This is a genomic window from Pseudomonas sp. 9_2_1, assembly GCF_059295275.1.
Genome location: NZ_CM181239.1, coordinates 6,114,180 through 6,135,174, shown reverse-complemented (window position 1 = coordinate 6,135,174; position 20,995 = coordinate 6,114,180). Strand labels below are relative to the sequence as shown.

The following is a 20,995-nucleotide window of genomic DNA, read 5'->3' as shown; positions in this document are numbered from 1 at the left end:
TCTTCTTATAATTACTGAAAAGGCAGAGCATCGTCTGCAGTGAAATCTAACCGTTAGCGGTGTCGGAATTCAATCCAGCCTTTTTGAGCAGACAAAATTCAGTTGAGCTAAAGCGTCAGACACATGCAAAAAAGCTGGCGCGCATCAGTGGATTGGCCCTTGCCAAGACAGGCCGAAGTGGTTTGTCTCACGCGCACAGTCAGTGAGCTCCAGAAAGCGGGTGTTGCCGCGTTAATCCTGCAAGACACTCACCCGCCAGCCAGACTCGAAGAGCAATCGCCGGTGCTAATTAGAGGGGAGAGGCGGCGGCCAAGATCTATGCTGTTCAATTTTCACGTTGAGTTGGATTCATGGAGAGGCAGATTGAACCGGCGTGAAGATTCAATACAGACTAAATGAAAACGTGGAACTGCCTGAACAGCGCCGCCATCAATAACCCTGCGGTGATTGCGGGAAGTGGCTTGCGCAGCGCGAGCATCACGATCGCGGTCGTCAACAAGGCAACACGTGCCCCGTTATCCCCCGTGACCGCCAGCGGTGTCAGCACCGCTACCAACACTGAGCCCGACATGGCATTTATGAATTGCTGCACCCTGTAGTTGATTGGGACGAACGACATCACGAACACCCCACCCCAGCGGGTCACAAGAGTGACCACAGCCATGATCAGAATGATGTACAGCGTGCCGAATCCCGAGATATCAATGCTCATGCTTTTTTCTCCGTCCAAACGGCGCCGAGCAGGCCACCAGCCAAGGCTCCGGTGACGACGTGGCTGTTTTCAGGCAGATATGTATACGCGATTAACGATGCAGCGGCTGCCACACTCCAGATGATCAGCATGCGTGGGTTCTTCTGGCCGCCGAGCACCATTGCCAGCAGGAAACAGCCCATGACCATGTCCAGGCCCAGGCTGACCGGGTCCTGGATGACCGTGCCAAATTTCAGCCCCAGCCAACTACCAAGCGTCCAGGCCGACCAAAGCGCAAGGCCGCCACCGAACAGCAGACCCATGCCGGCCTTGCCGTTACTGAACGCCTGCATCGACATCGCCCAGTTGGCGTCCGAAACCACCATCATCACCCCATAGCGCTTGGCGCGTGGCAGCTCGCGCAACCACGGATACAGCGTCGCGCCCATCAACAGGTGCCGGGCATTGATCGCGAACACCGTTACGATCAATGGCACCACCGGAACATGCTGCCCCCACAGGTCGAGTACGGCAAATTGCGCAGCGCCGGCGAAAACCAAACTGCTCATCAGCAGTGTTGATGCTTCGCTCAGGCCTGTTTGCGCGGCGGCTAGGCCGAAGGCGATGGCAAACACCATCACGAACATGGAGATGGGCAGCAGTTGTTTGAAGCCGTTCCATATCTTGTTTCTATTCAGCTCCACCGAGCTTGCATCGACACTCAACACCATTACACCTCATCACCACCGCAGGTTTGTACCACTGTTCAGGCGCCATTCTGAGGACTCCCTCCCGCTCAAGAAAAGCGAATAAGTGTTATAAAGGCCATTCGATTGTCGAATGGCTTGAGATTGGCTATGCACTCCAAGGATCTGCAAATTGACTGGCTGCGGACTTTTGTCGCAGTGGTCGATACTGGTTCGATGACTGCGGCGGCGCGGCAGGTATCGCGCTCGCAATCAGCCGTCAGCATGCAGCTGAAGAAACTTGAGGACAGCATCGGTCGCCCGCTGCTCAACCGCGAGCCTCGGCAACTGTCCTTGACGCCAGCGGGCTTCGACCTGTTGGGCCACGCGCGCAAGTTATTGGCATCCCACTCAACGCTGGTGCTGGCGATGCATGGCGGGGCACTTTCCGGTCGAGTGACGTTCGGCGTTCCAGATGACTACGCCGTGCCCTATCTGGTGCCGGTGCTCAGGCACTTTGCTACGCGTTTCAGCGAGGTCGAAGTCACGTTGGTGTGCGAGGAGTCTACCGCGCTGCTGGCAAAGGTTGATCGAGGTGAGATCGACCTGGCGCTGGTCACGCGTGATGCACCTTCGCGGGGAGAACTGTTGTTCAAGGAGGCACTGGTTTGGGGGGCGGCCGAGCAGCACGAAATCTGGAAGTGCAGTCCCCTGCCTATTGCTGTGCATGAACTGGGCGGACGCCTGCGTAGCGAGATCCTGGCAGCGCTTGACGCTCAGCAGCGTGAGTACCGTGTCGTCTATAACAGCCCGAATGTCTGTGGTCAGATCGCTGCCGCGCAAAGCGGCATGGCGATTGCGGTACTAACCCGGTGCAGCCTTCCACCGAGCTTGAAGATGGTGGATACCCGGCAAGGGTTGCCTGAGCTGCCGGTGATTCAAGTTGTGTTGATGCGTAGCCGGGATTCAAAGGGCTCTCGAGCTGTGGATGCGATGTACGATGAGGTCATGCGGGCTTTGCGCGATCCACTTTGTATCGAATAGAGACTCAAAAGCGCAGCGCCCCGCCGGTACTTAGGCCGACCAGCTGCTGCCAGCATTAGGGCACAGGACGTGACAGCAGCGAGACTCGTGGCTTGCCTAAGGGGCTTATATCGCATGGTTTAAACTGGCCCACCGGCTCACAGTTCAAGTCTGGGAACGGGGCGAAGCCATGTTCCCACAATGGGAAATCAATCTGATTTACAGCTAATCAAACGCACCATTCAGCACTTCATAAATAATCCCGGTCGCCAGCGCCATCAGGATCAAATCCGTCCCAACTTGCTGCCACTCGTACCCGTCATAGTGTGGCAACCTGCCCACCAGTCGACCATCGAGCTTCTTGGCGATACCAGGCGGAAGCGGCTTGCCGCGAGCGAGGTTCTTCTGAATCCCTGGCGGCAACGCAGGCCCCGGGCTCCAGTAATCCCGGTAACCATCGACAATCCCCAGGACGCTCGCATGATTGATACTCGGGCCACCGTGCCAATCACCCTCACCTGACTTTTTGCCTTTGCCGCCATGATCCTGGTTATGCGACTGGTTCCCTTTGGCATTTCCCTGGCCCTTGCCATTGCCATTACCGGGATCAGCCATTGCAGGCAGAGAGCCACAGATCAGGGCGAGACAGGTAACGCCGACGGTGATTGAGCGGAAAATGAACATGGGAGCGTTCCTTCGTGTGGGGGTACATTGTCCAATCTAGACGATTGCTCAATGTCCAGTGCAAACGCCGAAGGCCTCAGCGCTGGTTGGGCATGCAAGCGCGTCGTTTCTGGGGGCGACAGTCAATTCTCAAGAGCATGGCGCAAATGGTTTTTTGGGGAGGTTGCGACAGTTTTGCGGTTTATCCAAAGGAGGCTCAAGGCCAGGGAGTCCGGAGGCGAGTTGCGACGGTTTTAATTCTTTAAATCCATTGCCCCCGTGCCCACACAAGGCCGTGCCTGCAAGCGAAAGTGATTTGCGTGCAGGCGCGGCCTTGTGTCGTGTCAAGGGCTGGAACCCAGCGCATGACAGATCCGATTCAGATCTGCATCGCCATCCCGTCTACATTCATCGCTGCCTGGCGCAACGCCTCGGAGCGAGTAGGGTGGGGGTGGCAGGTAAGGGCGATGTCTTCCGCTGAAGCCGAGAACTCCATGGCTACGCAGAACTCACCAATCATCTCGCTGACACTTGGGCCCACCAGGTGAACACCCAGCACTTCATCGGTTTCGGCATCGGCCAGGACCTTGGCGAAGCCTTCGGTCTCGTGGTTGATCTTGGCCCGGCTGTTGGCAGTGAACGGGAACTTGCCCACCTTGTAGGCACGCCCTTCGGCCTTGAGCTGTTCTTCGGTCTTGCCCACGGTTGCCAGCTCGGGGCGGGTGTAGATCACGCCGGGGATGAGGTTGTAGTTGACCTCGTGAGGCTTGCCGGCAATGCGTTCGATGCAGGCCACTGCTTCGTCTTCCGCCTTGTGCGCGAGCATCGGGCCGGAAGTGACGTCGCCGATCACCCAGACACCCGGCACTGCAGTGCGGTGGTGCTGGTTGTCGAGCATGCCGCGCTTGTCGGTTGCCAGGCCCACGCTTTCAAGGTTGAGGCCCTGGGTGTAGGGGCGACGGCCGATCGCCACCAGCACGTAGTCGGCCTGCAGTGTTTCTGCGCTGCCGCCCGCGGCCGGTTCCAGGGTCAGGCTTACGCCCTCGGCGCTGGTGCTGGCCTGGGTTACCTTGCTGCCCAGCCTGAACACCATGCCTTGCTTGGCCAATGCCTTCTGCAGGGTTTTTGCGGTTTCTGCGTCGGTGCCCGGGCAAATGCGGTCGAGGTACTCGATGACCGTGACCTGGCTACCCAGACGACGCCACACGGAACCCAGCTCAAGGCCGATCACACCCGCACCGATGACGATCAGGTGCTTGGGCACCTGTGGCAGGGACAACGCACCGGTCGAGTCGATGATGCGCTGGTTGTCGATGGTCACCCCGGGCAGCGGGGTGGGCTCGGAGCCGGTGGCAATAACGATGTCTTTGGCCTGCAGCACGTTTTCGCTACCGTCGTCTGCCTTCACCACGACCTTGCCGACGCCGTCCAGGCGGCCCCAGCCCTTGATCCAGTCGACCTTGTTCTTGCGAAAAAGGTACTCGATGCCCTTGGTCAGGCCAGTCACGCTCTCGTCCTTCTGCTTCATCATCTGGGCGAGGTTGAGGTTGGGCTTTACTTCGATACCGAGGTGCGCGAACTCGTCACCGCTGGCGGCCTCGTACAGCTCGGAAGCATGCAACAGTGCCTTGGACGGCATGCAGCCCACGTTCAAGCAGGTGCCGCCCAGCGTCGAGCGGCCTTCCACGCAGGCTACGCTCAGGCCCAGCTGGCCAGCGCGGATGGCTGCGTTGTAGCCGCCAGGGCCACCGCCGATGATCACCACGTCATAGGATTTCATGGGTTCAACTCCAGGATGTAGAAGCGCGAGAGGGGCATAAGGTTAAGCTGAGATGCTGAAATTGTATACAATCTGCTGCGCGTATAAGATCAGTTGGTTCTAGACCATGGTCTGGTTTAGAGGAAACATCCCACGAATGAACTACTCTGATCCGGCGACGTTCGAAATATCAGGCGTCGTGGCCAATTGCGGATAGGAGGGTCGTTATGCTTGGGCAACTTCCACCGGCACTGCAGCGCTTGCATCTGCCGCTTCGCCTGAAACTGTGGGACGGTAACCACTTTGATCTAGGGCCCAGCCCGCAGGTGACGATTCTGGTCAGAGAGCCTCAGCTGATCAGCCAGTTGACGCACCCCAGCCTCGACCAGCTGGGCGCGGCATTCGTCGAAGGCAAACTGGACCTTGAAGGCGATATCGGTGAGGCCATCCGCGTGTGCGATGAGCTGAGCGAAGCGTTGCTGACAGATGAAGCCGAAGCGCTGCCGCAGCGGGTGTCTCACGACAAGAGCACAGACGCCGAAGCCATCTCCTATCACTATGACGTTTCCAATGCGTTCTACCAGTTGTGGCTGGACCAGGACATGGCGTATTCGTGTGCCTACTTCCGCGAGCCCGACAATACCCTCGATCAGGCGCAACAGGACAAGTTTGACCACCTGTGTCGGAAACTGCGCCTGGACGCAGGTGATTACCTGCTCGACGTGGGTTGTGGCTGGGGCGGGCTGTCGCGTTTTGCCGCCAGGGAGTATGGCGCCAAAGTGTTTGGTATCACCTTGAGCAAGGAGCAACTGAAGCTCGGTCGCCAGCGCGTCAAGGCCGAGGGCCTGAGCGATAAGGTTGACCTGCAGATTCTCGACTACCGCGACCTGCCGCAGGACGGGCGCTTCGACAAGGTGGTCAGTGTCGGCATGTTCGAACATGTCGGGCATGCCAACCTGGCGCTGTACTGCCAGAAACTGTTCGGGGCGGTGAGGGCAGGGGGGCTGGTGATGAACCACGGTATCACCGCCAAGCATGTCGACGGCCGACCTGTCGGCCGTGGTGCAGGAGAGTTCATCGACCGCTACGTGTTTCCCCACGGCGAGTTGCCTCACCTTTCGATGATCAGCGCCAGTATCTGTGAAGCGGGGCTGGAGGTCGTGGACGTGGAAAGCCTGCGTCTGCACTACGCAAAGACCCTGCACCACTGGAGCGAGAACCTGGAGAACCAGCTGCACAGGGCGGCGAAACTGGTGCCCGATCATACCTTGCGTATCTGGCGCCTGTACCTGGCTGGGTGTGCCTATGCGTTCCAGAAGGGCTGGATCAATCTCCACCAGATCCTGGCCGTGAAGCCATACGCAGATGGACACCATGACCTGCCTTGGACCCGCGAGGACCTCTATCGCTGAATCATGAAGCGAGCTGGCTCCCCTGCAGGAGTGGGTGAACCCGCTCTTGCAGCGCCGACCCCGGGGTGGATTTGCCCGTCACAGAATCGGCGAAATCAACCGGGCAATGCGCATCCCCAATTGCTGCAGCCGATGAGTGTCGAGACTGTCCTCCGCAGTAATTTCCCTGGCCTGTTCGAAGTCATTGACTAGCATGTGCTCGACCTGGTCAGCGAACCCGCGGTCGACTGTCAGCAGGGTGATCTCGAAGTTCAGGCGAAACGAACGGTTGTCCAGGTTGGCACTGCCGATTGCGCTGACATCATCATCCACCAGCACCACTTTCTGGTGCAGGAACCCCGGCTGGTAGCGGAACATGCGCACACCTGCACGCACTGCTTCGAAGGCGAACAGGCTGGAGGCGGCGTAGACGATGCGGTGATCTGGCCGCGACGGAATCAGCACGCGTACATCTACTCCACGCAGAACCGCCAGGCGCAGGGCGGCGAATACAGCCTCGTCCGGGATGAAGTAGGGGCTGGTTATCCATACCCTTCGAGTCGCGGAATGGATTGCTTCGAGGAAAAATAGCGCGCAGGTTTCCTGTGGGTCGGCTGGGCCGCTGGCCAGCACCTGGCACAGCACGCCATTGTCCGGGTAGGCATCGGGCAGTATCAGCGGTGGAAGCTGGCGCGCGGCCCAGTACCAGTCTTCGGCGAACGACTCCTGCAGGCAAGCCAGGACCGGCCCGCTGATCTGTACATGGGTATCACGCCAAGGCGAAAGCTGTGGGTGTTCGCCCAGGTATTCGTCACCCACATTGTGCCCGCCGAGGAAACCCAGCACGCCGTCCACCACCACGATCTTGCGATGGTTGCGGAAGTTCACCTGGAAGCGATTGAACCAGCCGCGACGGGTGGCGAAGGCATGGATCTGCACGCCACCTTCTCGCAATACCTGGCTGTAGCTTGCCGGCAAGGCATGGCTGCCCACCCGGTCGTAGAGCACGAACACCTGCACCCCTTCGGCCGCTTTGCGTAACAGCAGTTGCTGAAGTGCCTTGCCGAGGGTGTCGTCGTGGATGATGAAGAACTGCACCATCACCACCTCGCGGGCTTTCTCGATCGCCGCAAAGATCGCGTCGAAGGTGGCCTTGCCGTCGATCAGCAGCTTCACCTGATTGTTCGCCAGGCACGGCATGCGCCCCAGCTTGGGCATGGCGCGCAGGGCCGCGTAGCTCTCAGACTCACGGGCAGTAAGGGCTTCTTCCACCCAAGGTCGCCAGTTGAGGTTGGCCATAGCTACATGCATTTCCTGGTTGGCCTGGCGCCGCGCCTTGATGTAGGCATAGAAGGACCGGGCACCGAAGACCAGGTAGGGGATCAGGGTAAGGTAGGGAATGAAGAACAAAGGCATGGCCCAGGCAATCGCGCCTTGGGCAGTGCGCACGGTGAACAGCGCGTGCAGCGCGGCGACCATACCCAGCAGATGGATCAGGCCGAGTAGGTAACCGAGGAAGTAAGGGCTGTGGTAATCCATATGCATCCTGCTTGGCCGAGTACACTTGAGGTAACAGAACACGTTCCCCCGCCACCTTGCAACCCGCAGGTGGATTTAGCGTCTAAGCCTCAGCCCGGCGCACTTCGCCGGTTTTTTCCAGGAGCGTTCGTCCATGAAGATTCGTCTGCCACTGTTGGCGTTGGCCCTGGGCATGAGCAGCACGCTTGTGCATGCACAGATGCTGCAGCCAGGTTTGTGGGAGCTGACCACCAGCAACATGCAGGTCGATGGCAAACCGTTACCCGACATGGGGTTCATGCTGGGCCAGTTAAAAAATTTGCCGCCGGAGCAGCGTGCGATGATGGAGGGGGTGTTGGCAAAACAGGGGGTTACCGTCGGGGGTAACGGGGTGCGTTCGTGCCTTACCCCAGAGCAGGTGGCAACCAACGATATTCCGCTGCAGGACCCCAAGTCAGGTTGCACGCAAAAAATCACTGACCGTACCGGTAATGTCTGGAAGTTCGAGTTCAGCTGCCCCAAGGCTCAGGGCAGCGGCCAGGCCACCTTCCTCAGCGATCGGGAATTCACTACCCAGGTCAATGGCACGTTCAACGCGTCGGGTGTGCAGCAGCAAGGTAGCATGAACACCCGTGCGGTATGGCTGGGCAGCGACTGCGGTACGGTCAAGCCTCGCAGCTGACATCCCACTGCCACTGACTTGTGGCGACAGCGTCGTGGGCATGCAGGCTTTCTGCATGTTCCACACGCAACCTGAAAGCGGTGCTCCATTCCAGTTGCTTTACCGCATTGTGCAGGCGGCGTGCGGCATCTTCACAAAACATCAGGTTCTGGCCGTTGGCCAAGGCGAACGCTTGCTCGTCAGCGCGTTTCACCGCAGTTTGGACCGCGGTTCCCAGGCTCGCCTCCACGCAATCAATCAATTCGGTGATTGGCAGCACTGTCTGATTACTCCGCAATCGCACCTGAATTTTCGCAGTACTTCGCTGGCTATGGGGGGTAGCCAGGATGCCTTGGGCGCTGCCTAGCCACTCCAGTACCGAAGCTTTGTTGATCTGCTGCTGGCTGAAACTGGCTTGGAACTGTTGCTGAATCAGCTGTCGCGCAAGCGCCGCCGAGCACGGGCAGGTCGATGAATAAGGTACAGAAACCAATAGTTCCACGTGGAACATTTCATTTTGGATCCTCGCATCGACGGTTACGTCGTAACTTTTCCAGCCTGCAAGCGGGCTGACCAATGCAGGCCTTTTCAACAGATGCTCGAAGCTGAGGCGTAGATACGCGGCAGAAGACAGGCCCTCATGGCTGCTCATGAAGTCAGCCAGAAGTTGGCGGATTGCGAGGGGCGTCAGTGGCTGATTCGCCAATGACTCAAGAGCCAGGTACAGCCGCGACATGTGGATCCCACGTGAGCTGCCGTCTATCAGGTTTACGCCAGCATCGGCTTTGGCCGCCGTGCTGCGCCCATCGAATTGCACTGGCAGCGCTATGCCGCACATACCCACCCAGTGCAATGGCAGGGCGTGTTCTTGATGTTGTGCAGCGATGTCGGGGAGCTTGAGCTGGGTCATCGGGCTTTCCAAACGAAGTGAGGCATTAGCGGCAGCCGCCAATCAAACTGCAATGCAGGTTGTAGCGTTGCCCAGTGGAACTGGATACACGGTTGAGGGTGGTCCAGCCCACGCGACGGCTGTAACCCATCCAGGCCTCGCCATCGGTGGCAACGCCGGTGAAAAAGGTGAACGTGCCGAAGCGGTTGTTGGTTTGGGCCCAAAGGCGCCGGCTGTTTACGTCGTAGCCACGCAGGTAGAACGTGGTGCCTTCGGTGCGCACGCTGTAGTAGTTGCCCTTGCCATCCTGGCAGGCCAGCAGCGTGGCGCTGCGTGTACACAGCGCCAACGCGCTGCCCTGTGGCATGGCTAAAAGCGAAGTGGGCATGCTGAACAGCAGCAGCACCACGGCGCGCGACACATTCATTTGTCATCCCCTGTGAGCACTCGTCCGTCGCGAATGGCTTGGCGAAATTGTATTGTTACTTTATAACATTGTGCAATGCATCATTTCGAATGCGCCCGCCTGAAGAGGTTCCGCCATGCCCAACCGTCTCCCCGTCACTGTTCTGTCCGGCTTTCTTGGGGCCGGCAAGAGCACTCTGCTCAACCACGTACTGCGTAATCGCGACAACCTTAGGGTGGCTGTGATCGTTAACGACATGAGCGAAATCAACATCGACGCAAGCGAGGTGCAACGCAATGTCAGCCTCAATCGTGCAGAAGAGAAACTGGTGGAGATGAGCAATGGCTGTATCTGCTGCACGTTGCGTGAGGACTTGCTCGAAGAAGTAGCGAAGCTGGCCGAAGAAGGGCGTTTCGATTATCTGCTGATCGAGTCCACAGGTATCTCGGAGCCACTGCCCGTGGCTGAGACCTTCACCTTTCGTGACGATCAGGGTCGGAGCCTGTCCGACATGGCGCGGCTGGACACCATGGTCACCGTGGTCGATGGGCTCAATTTCATGCGCGACTACCAGGCGGCGGAAAGCCTGGCCAGCCATGGCGAAACATTGGGCGAAGAAGATGAGCGGTCGATCAGTGACCTGTTGATCGAGCAGGTGGAGTTCGCCGATGTGCTGCTGTTGAGCAAAATTGATCTGATCAGCCAGCATGACCGCGATGAGCTGGTCGCAATTTTGCGCAGCCTGAATTCCCGGGCACAGATCATACCCATGGTACTGGGCCAGGTGCCGCTGGCGCGGATCCTGGATACCGGTCTGTTCGATTTCGACCAGGCTGCGCAAGCGCCCGGCTGGCTGCAAGAATTGCGCGGTGAGCATGTGCCGGAAAGTGAAGAGTACGGCATCGCAGCAACAGCTTGGCAGGCCCGCCGACCGCTTCATCCACAACGCTTTTTTGATTTTATCCACAAGCCTTGGAGCAATGGCCGGCTACTGCGTTCCAAGGGGTTTTTCTGGCTGGCCAGCAAGTATCAGGAAGCCGGCAGCTGGTCACAGGCAGGAGGCATGATGCGCCACGGTCTGGCCGGCCGTTGGTGGCGATTCGTGCCGCGCGAACAGTGGCCTCAGGATGTGGATAACACTGCGTCGATCTTGAAACACTGGGTCGCCGAGACCGGTGACTGCCGCCAGGAGCTTGTGTTCATTGGGCAAAATATCGACTTCCAGAAATTATCCACAGCCCTTGATGCCTGCCTGTTGACGGATGAAGAAATGCGTTTGGGCCATATGGCTTGGCTGCGTCTGCCCGATCCATTCGGCCCATGGCACGAAGAGGCGGCAGCATGAAACCGCACAAGCAGCCTGTGGATATCTTTCAGGTGTTCGGTGATACCCCACAGGTGCTCACCGAAGTGCTCCAGGATGGCATCAACCTGGCGGTGTGGCGCCGGCGCCTGCCGCCGCAATTGGAGGACTTTGCCGCATTGTTGGTCAGCCTTGGTCATCCATTGGATGACCAACGCGTAATCGATGTAGACGAGCAGCGCGTGCCGGTAATGCCCGATTTGTTGCGTGAAGCGGCGGACCTGCACGGCTATGAAGCTTTTGTTGCCGATGTGACCTGGCTGGTCGCGGCATACACCTGCCTGGTGGGCGCGCAGCGGGTCGGCTTGCGCCTTCGGCTGCTGGCCGGCCCGATGTGCCCCCGTTTCCATGTGGATAACGTGCCGTTGCGGTTGCTCACCACTTACCTGGGCCCGGGCAGCGAATGGTTGCCTGAGCATGCGACCCCGCGTGGGAAGTTACACACAGAAGATGTGCCTGTGGATAACATCCAGCAGCTGGATGCTGGCGACGTGGCCGTGGTCAAGGGCGAGAAATGGCAGGGCAACGAGGGCTCGGGGCTGGTGCACCGTTCACCCCCGGGCCAGCAGGGGCGGCTGCTGCTCAGCCTTGACTGGCTTGCCTGACGGCGCATAGTGAAGCATCACTCCCTTGAAGCCACCCCATGCTGCAGAACATTCCCACCCATGTAATCGCCGGCCCCCTTGGGGCTGGCAAAACCACCCTTATCCGTCAACTGCTGGCCCAGCGTCCGGCCAATGAGCGTTGGGCGGTATTGATCAATGAGTTCGGCCAGATAGGCCTGGATGCAGCTCTGCTCAGCCGTGACGAGGACGGCATCACCCTGAGCGAGGTCGCGGGGGGCTGCCTGTGCTGCGTCAACGGTATGCCGTTCCAGGTGGGCCTTGGCCGGCTCTTGCGCAAATCCCGCCCTGATCGGCTGTTTATCGAGCCCTCAGGCCTGGGTCATCCAGTGCAATTACTCGCTCAGCTGAATAAAGCTCCATGGCTCGGAGTGCTGACAATTCAGCCGTTGTTAGTGGTTTTGGATGCCCGGTCCATAGTTCGAAGTGAACCGATTCCGCAACCGCAGCTGGAGGCTATTGCTGCGGCTGAAAGTATAGTTTTCAACAAGTCTGAGCTTGTGGATGAAACATCTAAGCTGTTGATAACTAATAATTTTTATACCAAGATCGTTCATTGGGTAGTGCAGGGGCGTCTCCCATTTGCGGCCCTTCCAGGGGTCTCTGCAAAGATTGTCGACACCCCTTCTGTGACTAATGGGATTGTCGACAATCTTGGAATAGTGCCCGCGGTGCTATGGACTGATCCCAGTCAGCCGATCTGTCTTGCCCAGCAGGGAGAGGGTGGATGGAGTATTGGTTGGCGCTGGCATCCGGCTCAGCAGTTTTATCCACAGCGGCTGCAGGCGTTCCTGGGCAATTGGCCGTGGATGCGCGCCAAAGGAGTTATCCACAGCGTGGACGGTTGGCAGTCGTTCAATGGCTTGGCGGGGGATATGCCAGCATGGCAACCCAGTGACTGGCGCAAGGACACTCGTATCGAGCTGATTTTTGCTCAGCCGCAATCGCAACCCGCATTACAAAAGGGGTTGAGCGATTGCCTCGTCAGCTGATCAATTGCGCCAGCGGTTGTGTTCCTGGCGCCACTGCTGCATCTCGATGACATTGTCGGTGCGCGGTGGAGTCTTGATTTCGAACGGGTAGGGTGCCAGTTCGATATGCACGCTATGGGCGCCAAACTGGGTCACGGTACCGGGGTGGCGTTGCTCGCCGGTGACGGTGAACTCGAAGGCGTAGATACGCGCCAGGCGCTTGCGGCCATTGGCATCACGCACTAAGCCGATGCGCTTGAGGGCGACGGCATCGTCGAGCAGTTCGAGGTCAAGCTTGGCGCAATGCTGTTTGACCCGCTCCAGGGCTTTTTCGCGCAACCCGTGGTTGTGCCATAACCAGGCGCCTGCCGACGCGACCAGCATCAGGACGAAGAGGTTCTCCAGGGTCAACATTTGCGTATGCTCCAAACAGGTAGATCCAGCTTAACTGCGTCCCTGGCCTGTCGTACAGGTGGCAATCGAGTTCATACTGCGTTGCGCACAATTCTTGAAACAGTTTTGGAAATCTCCGCATGAAACGTACCCCGCACCTGCTCGCCATTCAGTCCCATGTGGTGTTCGGCCACGCCGGCAACAGTGCCGCGGTGTTCCCCATGCAGCGTATCGGGGTCAATGTCTGGCCGCTCAATACCGTGCAGTTCTCCAACCACACTCAGTATGGCCAGTGGGCGGGCGAAGTGCTTGCCCCGGCGCAAATTCCTGCGTTGGTGCAAGGCATTTGCAACATCGGCGAGCTGGGCCACTGCGATGCGGTACTGTCCGGCTACCTGGGCAGTGCCGAGCAAGGACGGGCGATTCTGGCCGGCCTCGAACGGATAAAGGCGGTGAACCCGAAGGCGTTGTACATGTGCGACCCGGTCATGGGGCACCCTGAGAAGGGCTGCATCGTGCCGCCGGAGGTCAGCGAGTTCCTGCTTGATGAGGCCGTCGCGAGGGCGGACATCCTGTGCCCCAATCAGCTGGAGCTGGACAGCTTCTGTGGGCGCCGTGCGCAATCTCTGGAAGATTGCGTGAGCATGGCTCGCGGCCTGCTGCAGCGCGGGCCGCAGGTTGTGCTGGTGAAGCACCTGGCTTACCCAGGGCGTGCCGCAGACCACTTCGAGATGCTGCTGGTAACGGCCGAACACAGCTGGCATCTGCGCCGTCCGCTGCTGGCCTTCCCGCGGCAGCCGGTTGGGGTGGGGGACCTGACCTCAGGCCTGTTCCTGGCCCGTGTGCTGCTTGGCGATAGCTGGGTGCAGGCGTTTGAATTCACCGCCGCGGCCGTGCACGAGGTGCTGCTGGAAACCCAGGCCTGCGCCAGCTACGAATTGCAGCTGGTGCGGGCCCAGGACCGCATCGCGCACCCACGGGTGCGCTTCGAGGCGCAACCGCTGGCGCTTTAGATACCGTCGGTTTTCAAGTCCTGGTAGCGTTTTTCCAGCTCCTGGCGAATCTGCCGACGCTGCTGGCCTTGCAGGAACCGGCGCTTCTCCTCGCTGCTGTGCGGCTGGCGCGGGGGTACCGGCACCGGGCGACGGTTGTCATCAACCGCGACCATGGTGAAGAAGCAGCTATTGGAATGGCGCACCGAGCGCTCGCGGATGTTTTCGGTCACCACTTTGATGCCGACTTCCATCGATGTGTTGCCGGTGTAGTTGACCGACGCCAGGAAGGTCACCAGTTCGCCCACATGCACGGGTTCGCGGAAGATCACCTGGTCGACCGACAGCGTAACCACATAGCTGCCGGCATAGCGGCTGGCGCACGCATAAGCCACTTCGTCGAGGTACTTGAGCAGGGTGCCGCCATGTACGTTGCCAGAAAAGTTGGCCATGTCCGGGGTCATCAGGACGGTCATGCTCAGCTGGGCGTTTCCAGGTTCCATAGTGTGCTCACGGTCGGGTTGCGCTGAATCGGGCTTGTGGGGGTTGTACTCTGCAGACATTTCTTTCCCCTCTTTGAATTTGCCTTCCTGATACGGGACGTTGGCAGGCGCCGTGTCGTCACGCTGATGATGCCATCGGAGGCGCTTTAACGGCCGATCTGTTTCTGCATATTGCACCAGCTTTTTGCGGCGGGGTGCGATGTTAACCTGAGTACGCCCATGCAACATGGGCTTTCCCGCATTCAATACCGTGTGTACTTGCTGCTCGCTCGGGGTTGCCTTGGCAGAGGAGCGGTCTGCCCAGGCATCCAGACAAAGACGAGAAAAGGAGTATCACGCCATGCATGCCATCAGCTTTATCCAGGACCTGGCAGTCATCATGCTGGTCGCGGGCGTGGTGACCATCCTCTTTCACCGTCTCAAGCAGCCCGTGGTGCTGGGTTACATCGTCGCCGGCTTCATCATCGGCCCGCATACCCCTCCGTTTGGCCTGATTCACGACGAGGACACCATCAAGATCCTTGCTGAACTGGGGGTTATCTTCCTGATGTTCTGCCTCGGGCTGGAGTTCAGCCTGCGCAAGCTGTTCAAGGTGGGTGCAACGGCGTTTATCGCGGCTTTCCTGGAAATCGTGCTGATGATCTGGATCGGCTTCGAGATCGGCCGCTGGTTCGGCTGGAACACCATGGACTCGCTGTTCCTCGGCGCCATCCTGGCCATTTCCTCGACCACCATCATCGTCAAGGCGCTCAATGACCTGAAGATGAAGAACGAGCGCTTTGCCCAACTGATCTTTGGCGTGCTGATCGTCGAGGACATTCTTGGTATCGGCATCATCGCCCTGTTGTCGGGCATTGCCGTCAGCGGCACGGTCAGCTCCGGCGAGGTGTTCTCCACCGTCGGCAAGCTGTCGCTGTTCATGATCGTTGCGCTGGTCATCGGCATCCTGCTGATACCGCGGCTGCTGGCCTACGTGGCCAAGTTCGAAAGCAACGAGATGCTGCTGATTACCGTGCTGGGCCTGTGCTTTGGCTTCTGCCTGCTGGTGGTCAAGCTGGAATACAGCATGGTCCTGGGGGCGTTCCTGATCGGCGCCATCATGGCCGAATCGCGCCAGTTGCTGAAAATCGAGCGCCTTATCGAACCTGTGCGCGACCTGTTCAGCGCGATATTTTTCGTGGCGATCGGTCTGATGATCGACCCCCAGGTGCTGGTCGATTACGCCTGGCCGATCGTGGTCATCACCCTGGCCGTGGTACTGGGCAAGATGCTGTCCTGTGGCATGGGGGCGTTCATCGCCGGCAATGACGGGCGCACGTCGTTGCGCGTGGGCATGGGGCTTTCGCAAATCGGCGAGTTCTCCTTCATCATCGCCGCGCTGGGCATGACCTTGCAGGTGACCAGCGACTTCCTCTACCCGGTGGCCGTCGCCGTATCGGCCATCACCACGTTGTTGACGCCCTACCTGATCCGGGCAGCCGACCCGTTGTCGCAGAAGCTCGGTAGGGTGGTACCCGGCCGCCTGGCACGGGTGCTGTCGTTGTATGGCGAGTGGCTGCGCAACATCCAGCCGCAGGGCGAGAGCGCGATGCTGGCGGCGATGATCCGGCGCATCCTGTTGCAAGTGGGGGTGAACCTGGCGCTGGTCATCGCCATTTTCTTCAGCGGTGGTTACTTTGCAGGGCGTATCGGCAACTGGCTCAGTGAATGGGTCAGCGATGCCAGCCAGCAGAAAGCCGTGATATGGGGCGCTGCACTGTTGCTGTCGTTGCCATTTCTGATTGCCGCCTACCGCAAGCTCAAGGCGCTTTCGATGTTGCTGGCAGAGATGGGCGTAAAGCCGGAAATGGCCGGGCGACATACCCAGCGCGTGCGTCGGGTAATTGCCGAGGTGATCCCGCTGCTGTCGCTGCTGGTAATCTTCCTGCTGCTGTCTGCGTTGTCGGCGAGCATTCTGCCGACCAATGAGCTGCTGCTGGTGATTGCCGTGGTTGCTGCGGTGGTGGTGGCGTTGCTATGGCGCTGGTTTATCCGCGTGCATACGCGCATGCAGATTGCCTTGCTGGAGACGTTGGAGAACAGCCGCGAGAATACCCACTGAGGGTGAAAGCTCCAGTGCGGCCCTGTTGGTGGGTAAACCCCCCACACACAGGGCCGGCACCGGCTGCATCAATTCACAGGTGCTAATCAGCTTTCCAGCCAGACATCACGCGCCCAGTGCCACACCGATTCCCAGCTCTCCTCGCCGGCGATTTCCTCTTCGGCATCCCACAACACCACGGTGCCGTCTTCTTCGACGCAGTAGTAGTTGTCGCCGTCCTGGCACAGGGGAATAAGATCACGCGGCACCCCGGCATCCCAGGCGTTGGAGGCCACCTCTGGCAGGTAGGTGTGCGACTGCGGATCAGTGACGGTGACCGGCTCCAGGGAGCCGTAGACCACATCGCTGACGGTCAGCAGAAATTCTTTGAACACGAACGGAATGTTGATGAACAGCTGTTCTTCAATCTCTACCAACTGGTCCTCGTCGGGAAGCTCCAGGGGCACCGGCACCGGCTCATTGGCTTCACGGAGTTGTTCGATCACTTCTTCCACGGTTCACTTCCTCTGACCTAGATGACAACGCTGCGCGTTATACCCTAGTAGCCCACTTTGGCAAAAGCAAAAACCCCGGGCAAGGCCCGGGGTTTTTTGTGCAGCACGCAGCGGTTAGCCGTTCTGACGGATACCGGCAACCAGCCAAGGCTGGTTCTCGCCTTGGGCGCGAACCATGTGCCAGCTTTCGCTGAACACTTCGCCCTGGTCGAAGCGCGAGTTTTTCGACAGGCCACGGAAGGTGAGGGTGGCGTCGGTGCGGTCGGCGCGGTCGTCGAGACCGTCCAGTTGCACTTCGAGGTTGTCGATGTAGGTGGCCTGGAAGCCATCACCCAGCTCAGCGCGCTCGCGCTTGAGGAACTCGAGCATTTGCGGGGTGACGAACTCGGCGATCTTGTCCATTTCGTTGGCATCCCAGTGCTGCTGCAGCGACTGGAAGTGGTTGCGAGCGGCGGCCAGGAAGCTCTGCTCGTTGAACCAGGCCGGGGCGTTGATCACCGGCGCAGCTGCGGCAGCAGGTGCGGCCGAACCACCGAAGATCGACGGCTGGGCAGGCTGGCCGTGAGCCTCACGCTGCATCGGCGCATGGCCTGGCGCGGCCATTTGCGGCTGCTGCTGGCGACGGCGCGCGGCGATGAAGCGGAACACCAGGAAGGCGATGAGCGCCACGATCAGGAAGTCCATGATCTGGAAGCCTTCGAAACCGTCGCCCATGAACATGGACGCCAGCAGGCCACCGGCGGCGAGACCGGCCAATGGGCCCAGCCAGCGCGAAGCACCGCTGGCAGCAGCCGGTGCACGGCCAGGTGCGGTCGGTGCGGCGGCAGGCGTGGTTGGCGTAGCCTGGCGGGTCTGGTGGATAGGCGCGGAGCCCGAGCTCTTGCCACCGCCGAAGCGCTTGGCGTTGGCGTCCAGGCTCAGCGTCAGGCCGACGCAGAGCGCCAGTGCGATGCTAAGAAAACGTTGCATAAATGGGATATCCCCTGTTGTGGATTGCACGCGCGTCATGTTGCACAGGTTCCCGTGCACATGACCAGCGACATAATGTTTCGAGCTTTTGCCTAAGCTTTGCCCAAGTGTTACAAGGCCTCGAGCTTGGCATACCCCAACATCAGCCATTTGCTGCCTTCGGCAAAATTCACCTGGACCCGCGCCTGGGCGCCGGACCCCTCGAAGTTGAGGATCACACCTTCGCCAAACACCGCATGCTGCACACGCTGGCCAAGGCTGAATGCGGTCTGCGGGATGCTCGCATTGGCAAACAGGTTACTGTTGGTGGCCGTCTTCACCCCGCCGAACGGACGGCTGACGCTATTGGACAGGCGCACTTCCTGCACCAGCCCCGGCGGAATTTCGCGTACGAAACGCGACACCTTGTTGTAGGTTTCGCTGCCATACAGGCGACGAGTTTCAGCGTAGGTCATGACCAGCTGGCGCATGGCGCGGGTGATGCCCACGTAGGCCAGGCGGCGTTCCTCTTCCAGGCGGCCGGGTTCTTCCAGGCTCATCTTGTGCGGGAACAGGCCTTCTTCCATGCCCACCAGGAACACATACGGGAACTCCAGGCCCTTGGCGCTGTGCAAGGTCATCAGCTGGATGCTGTCTTCATGTTCGTCGGCCTGGGTATCGCCGGCTTCGAGCGAGGCATGGCCGAGGAAGGACGACAGTGGCGAAAGCTCGGCGTCTTCGTCGGTGGATTCGAAGTTGCGCGCCGCGCTCACCAGTTCCTCAAGGTTTTCTACCCGTGCCTGGCCCTTTTCACCCTTTTCTTCCTGGTGATAAGTGATCAGCCCCGACTGCTCGATGGTGGTCTGGGTCATGGTATGCAGCGGCATGTCCACGACCTTGGCTGCCAACCCTTCGATCAACTCGATGAACGCCCCCAGGGCACTGGCTGCGCGGCCTTTCAGGGCTTTGCCGGCGATCAGCTGGCACATCGCCTGCCACATCGACAGCTGGCTGTGGCGGGCGTGCTCGCGAATGGCTTCGACGGTTTTTTCGCCAATACCGCGCGGCGGTACGTTTATCACCCGCTCCAGGGCGGCATCGTTGCCTCGGCCTTCGATCAGCCGCAGGTACGCCATGGCGTTCTTGATCTCGGCGCGTTCGAAGAAGCGCTGGCCACCATAGATGCGGTACGGGATCCGTTCGCGCAGCAGGGCTTCTTCCAGTACCCGCGACTGGGCGTTGGAACGGTACAGGATGGCGATTTCGTTACGCGCATTGCCTTGCTTGACCAGGCTTTCGATGGTTTCCACCACGTAGCGCGCTTCGTCGTGCTCGTTGTAGGCCGCGTACAGGGTCAGCGGTTCGCCTTCGCCCATGTCGGTCCACAGCTCCTTGCCCAGGCGCCCGCTGTTGTTCGCGATCAGGGCGTTGGCCGCCTTGAGGATGCCACCGGTGGAGCGGTAGTTCTGCTCCAGGCGAATCATTTCGGCGTCCGGGAAATCGGCGGTGTACTGGTGGATGTTCTCGATCTTGGCGCCGCGCCAGCCGTAGATCGACTGGTCGTCGTCGCCCACCGCCATCAGGCTGTCGCCACCGCGCGCCAGCAGGCGCAGCCAGGCGTATTGCACCGCGTTGGTGTCCTGGAACTCGTCCACCAGCACGTGGCGGAAGCGCCGCTGGTAATGCTCCAGCAGGCCCGGGTGGTCGCGCCACAGGTCCAGGGCGCGCAGCAGCAGCTCGGAAAAGTCGATGACCCCGGCGCGCTCGCAGGCCTGCTCGTAGGCGGTATACACGTCGCGCATGGTGGACAGGAACAGGTCGCCCCCGGCCTGGATATGTTGCGGGCGCAGGCCCTCGTCCTTCTGCCCGTTGATAAACCACTGGGCCTGGCGTGCCGGCCATTTCTGCTCGTCCAGGCCCAACTCGCGCATTACCCGTTTGATCAGGCGCTGCTGGTCGTCGCTGTCGAGGATCTGGAAGTTCTGTACCAGTCGCGCTTCTTGCCAATGGGCCCGCAGCAGGCGATGGGCAAGGCCGTGGAAGGTCCCGACCCACATGCCCGCCGGGTTGATCCCCAGCAGCTGCTCGATCCGCTGGCGCATTTCTGCCGCAGCCTTGTTGGTGAACGTCACCGACAGGATCGAGTGCGGCGATGCCTGCTCCACCTGGATAAGCCAGGCGATGCGGTGCACCAGCACGCGGGTTTTACCGGAACCGGCGCCGGCAAGCACCAGTTGACGCCCGAGCGTGGCCGCTACGGCCTGGCGTTGGGCATCGTTGAGGGAATTCAGCAGGAAGGAGAGGTCGTCTGTGCGCATCGGGCCATTCTAGGGTGCCGCGCAGGAACGGGCAAACGCCTACTGTATGAATATTCACCTGGTTCGCACCATTCATCGCCAGGGTGCCACGAGCGTGGGACGGGGCCGAACTTCTGGTCAGATGTCCTGAGCTGTAATGGTTTTGACAATATTGCAGTCAGGACATTGTCGGCCAAGCTGTTTTAGCGGAAAGCTGATCAGTCTGTGATCATGATCTCGGTGATGCTGGCAATCAGCTTGTCGTCATGGAAGATGTCCACTTTCGGAATAGCGCCGTGATCCCCCGGCATCCGGAAGCTCACCGGCTTTTCGGTAACTACCTGAGGGTAGATACCTCCCTCGGTCTCCTGCGTCAGCTCAAGTGCCAGCGCGTGAGACTTGTCCTGCAACTTGCGTATGCTCAGTCGCGGACTGATGCCGGGGTGGCCGACCATGACATTGCCATAGACACGGAAATTTGCATTTCCCGGCATCCTGTCCTGCTGTGCTACCCAACCATTCGTTTCGATAGACATGTTGCTCATTCTCCAGGTTAGCGCGACGGAATATCGCGTGAGCACATGATTGCGCGCGTAACCCAGGGCCATGCAGTCAGAAAGGGT

21 protein-coding genes are annotated in these 20,995 nt (G+C 59.7%); 8 read left to right on the top strand and 13 right to left on the bottom strand.

Annotated features, from left to right (window positions below; all coding sequences use genetic code 11):
• Nucleotides 1-391 precede the first annotated feature (391 nt).
• Together AC5O5I_RS27835 and AC5O5I_RS27830 are read right to left on the bottom strand one after the other, a co-directional pair.
• Nucleotides 392-712 carry an AzlD family protein gene (locus tag AC5O5I_RS27835; protein ID WP_494511875.1) on the bottom strand — a complete coding sequence of 107 codons (321 nt, stop codon included), beginning with the start codon at nt 710-712 and terminating at the stop codon, nt 392-394.
• Nucleotides 709-1,422, bottom strand: coding sequence for an AzlC family ABC transporter permease (locus tag AC5O5I_RS27830; RefSeq protein WP_172227326.1), 714 nt, complete (start codon nt 1,420-1,422; stop codon nt 709-711). The genes AC5O5I_RS27835 and AC5O5I_RS27830 overlap by 4 nt, the downstream gene beginning before the upstream one ends.
• A 126-nt stretch (nt 1,423-1,548) precedes the next feature.
• Here AC5O5I_RS27830 and AC5O5I_RS27825 point away from each other — a divergent pair, with 126 nt between their 5' ends.
• Nucleotides 1,549-2,421 carry a LysR family transcriptional regulator gene (locus AC5O5I_RS27825; RefSeq protein ID WP_494511874.1) on the top strand — a complete coding sequence of 291 codons (873 nt, stop codon included), beginning with the start codon at nt 1,549-1,551 and terminating at the stop codon, nt 2,419-2,421.
• A gap of 204 nt (nt 2,422-2,625) precedes the next feature.
• Here the strand turns inward: AC5O5I_RS27825 and AC5O5I_RS27820 are convergent, their stop codons facing one another.
• On the bottom strand, nt 2,626-3,084 hold the full coding sequence (locus AC5O5I_RS27820; protein WP_494511873.1) for an anti-virulence regulator CigR family protein: 459 nt from the start codon (nt 3,082-3,084) through the stop codon (nt 2,626-2,628).
• A 358-nt stretch (nt 3,085-3,442) separates the two neighbouring features.
• The gene (lpdA, locus tag AC5O5I_RS27815; RefSeq protein WP_494511872.1) at nt 3,443-4,843 is read right to left on the bottom strand and encodes a dihydrolipoyl dehydrogenase; all 1,401 of its coding nucleotides are present in this window, start codon (nt 4,841-4,843) and stop codon (nt 3,443-3,445) included.
• 206 nt (nt 4,844-5,049) lie between these two features.
• Here lpdA and cfaB point away from each other — a divergent pair, with 206 nt between their 5' ends.
• A complete protein-coding gene (gene cfaB / locus AC5O5I_RS27810) occupies nt 5,050-6,234 on the top strand; it encodes a C17 cyclopropane fatty acid synthase CfaB (RefSeq protein ID WP_494511871.1) in 1,185 nt (394 codons plus the stop codon).
• 78 nt (nt 6,235-6,312) lie between these two features.
• On the opposite strand, the gene cls is transcribed toward cfaB, so the two are convergent.
• Entirely contained in the window at nt 6,313-7,752 is a 1,440-nt protein-coding gene (cls, locus tag AC5O5I_RS27805) for a cardiolipin synthase (protein WP_172224812.1), read from the bottom strand.
• A 133-nt stretch (nt 7,753-7,885) separates the two neighbouring features.
• On the opposite strand from cls, the gene AC5O5I_RS27800 reads away from it, so the two are divergent.
• On the top strand, nt 7,886-8,413 hold the full coding sequence (locus AC5O5I_RS27800) for a DUF3617 domain-containing protein (RefSeq protein ID WP_172224815.1): 528 nt from the start codon (nt 7,886-7,888) through the stop codon (nt 8,411-8,413).
• Here AC5O5I_RS27800 and folE2 read toward each other — a convergent pair.
• Both folE2 and AC5O5I_RS27790 read right to left on the bottom strand, forming a co-directional pair.
• Nucleotides 8,397-9,302 (bottom strand): GTP cyclohydrolase FolE2, encoded by a 906-nt coding sequence (folE2, locus tag AC5O5I_RS27795; protein WP_494511870.1) that lies wholly within the window; start codon nt 9,300-9,302, stop codon nt 8,397-8,399. The two genes, AC5O5I_RS27800 and folE2, sit on opposite strands and share 17 nt — an antisense overlap.
• A gap of 25 nt (nt 9,303-9,327) precedes the next feature.
• Nucleotides 9,328-9,708 carry a glutamine synthetase gene (locus AC5O5I_RS27790; RefSeq protein WP_172224821.1) on the bottom strand — a complete coding sequence of 127 codons (381 nt, stop codon included), beginning with the start codon at nt 9,706-9,708 and terminating at the stop codon, nt 9,328-9,330.
• A gap of 115 nt (nt 9,709-9,823) precedes the next feature.
• Between AC5O5I_RS27790 and zigA the strand changes: the two genes are divergently transcribed.
• Genes zigA through AC5O5I_RS27775 form a run of 3 tightly spaced genes read left to right on the top strand, consistent with a single transcriptional unit; the run spans nt 9,824 to nt 12,665 of the window.
• Entirely contained in the window at nt 9,824-11,032 is a 1,209-nt protein-coding gene (gene zigA / locus AC5O5I_RS27785) for a zinc metallochaperone GTPase ZigA (protein ID WP_172287761.1), read from the top strand.
• A complete protein-coding gene (locus AC5O5I_RS27780; protein WP_494511869.1) occupies nt 11,029-11,655 on the top strand; it encodes a DUF1826 domain-containing protein in 627 nt (208 codons plus the stop codon). Before zigA ends, AC5O5I_RS27780 begins: the two co-directional genes overlap by 4 nt.
• Nucleotides 11,656-11,693: 38 nt before the next feature.
• On the top strand, nt 11,694-12,665 hold the full coding sequence (locus tag AC5O5I_RS27775) for a CobW family GTP-binding protein (protein WP_494511868.1): 972 nt from the start codon (nt 11,694-11,696) through the stop codon (nt 12,663-12,665).
• Here AC5O5I_RS27775 and AC5O5I_RS27770 read toward each other — a convergent pair whose 3' ends face one another.
• The gene (locus tag AC5O5I_RS27770; protein ID WP_172224830.1) at nt 12,666-13,058 is read right to left on the bottom strand and encodes a DUF3301 domain-containing protein; all 393 of its coding nucleotides are present in this window, start codon (nt 13,056-13,058) and stop codon (nt 12,666-12,668) included.
• Between the two features lie 119 nt (nt 13,059-13,177).
• Between AC5O5I_RS27770 and pdxY the strand changes: the two genes are divergently transcribed.
• Entirely contained in the window at nt 13,178-14,050 is an 873-nt protein-coding gene (pdxY, locus tag AC5O5I_RS27765) for a pyridoxal kinase PdxY (protein WP_494511867.1), read from the top strand.
• Here the strand turns inward: pdxY and AC5O5I_RS27760 are convergent.
• Complete coding sequence (locus AC5O5I_RS27760) at nt 14,047-14,532, bottom strand: acyl-CoA thioesterase (RefSeq protein WP_218583495.1); 486 nt, start codon at nt 14,530-14,532, stop codon at nt 14,047-14,049. The genes pdxY and AC5O5I_RS27760 overlap by 4 nt on opposite strands.
• Before the next feature lie 340 nt (nt 14,533-14,872).
• Between AC5O5I_RS27760 and AC5O5I_RS27755 the strand changes: the two genes are divergently transcribed.
• Nucleotides 14,873-16,633 (top strand): cation:proton antiporter, encoded by a 1,761-nt coding sequence (locus tag AC5O5I_RS27755; RefSeq protein ID WP_172224839.1) that lies wholly within the window; start codon nt 14,873-14,875, stop codon nt 16,631-16,633.
• Between the two features lie 86 nt (nt 16,634-16,719).
• Here the strand turns inward: AC5O5I_RS27755 and AC5O5I_RS27750 are convergent, their stop codons facing one another.
• The 4 genes from AC5O5I_RS27750 to AC5O5I_RS27735 all read right to left on the bottom strand — a co-directional run bounded on the left by AC5O5I_RS27750 (nt 16,720) and on the right by AC5O5I_RS27735 (nt 20,908).
• Nucleotides 16,720-17,127: an SMI1/KNR4 family protein gene (locus AC5O5I_RS27750; protein WP_172224841.1), complete on the bottom strand. Its 408-nt coding sequence runs from the start codon at nt 17,125-17,127 to the stop codon at nt 16,720-16,722.
• Between the two features lie 114 nt (nt 17,128-17,241).
• The gene (locus AC5O5I_RS27745; RefSeq protein ID WP_172224851.1) at nt 17,242-18,096 is read right to left on the bottom strand and encodes a Tim44 domain-containing protein; all 855 of its coding nucleotides are present in this window, start codon (nt 18,094-18,096) and stop codon (nt 17,242-17,244) included.
• Nucleotides 18,097-18,206: 110 nt separating this feature from the next.
• The gene (gene uvrD, locus AC5O5I_RS27740; RefSeq protein ID WP_494511866.1) at nt 18,207-20,393 is read right to left on the bottom strand and encodes a DNA helicase II; all 2,187 of its coding nucleotides are present in this window, start codon (nt 20,391-20,393) and stop codon (nt 18,207-18,209) included.
• 197 nt (nt 20,394-20,590) lie between these two features.
• On the bottom strand, nt 20,591-20,908 hold the full coding sequence (locus tag AC5O5I_RS27735) for a hypothetical protein (RefSeq protein WP_494511865.1): 318 nt from the start codon (nt 20,906-20,908) through the stop codon (nt 20,591-20,593).
• Nucleotides 20,909-20,995 lie beyond the last annotated feature (87 nt).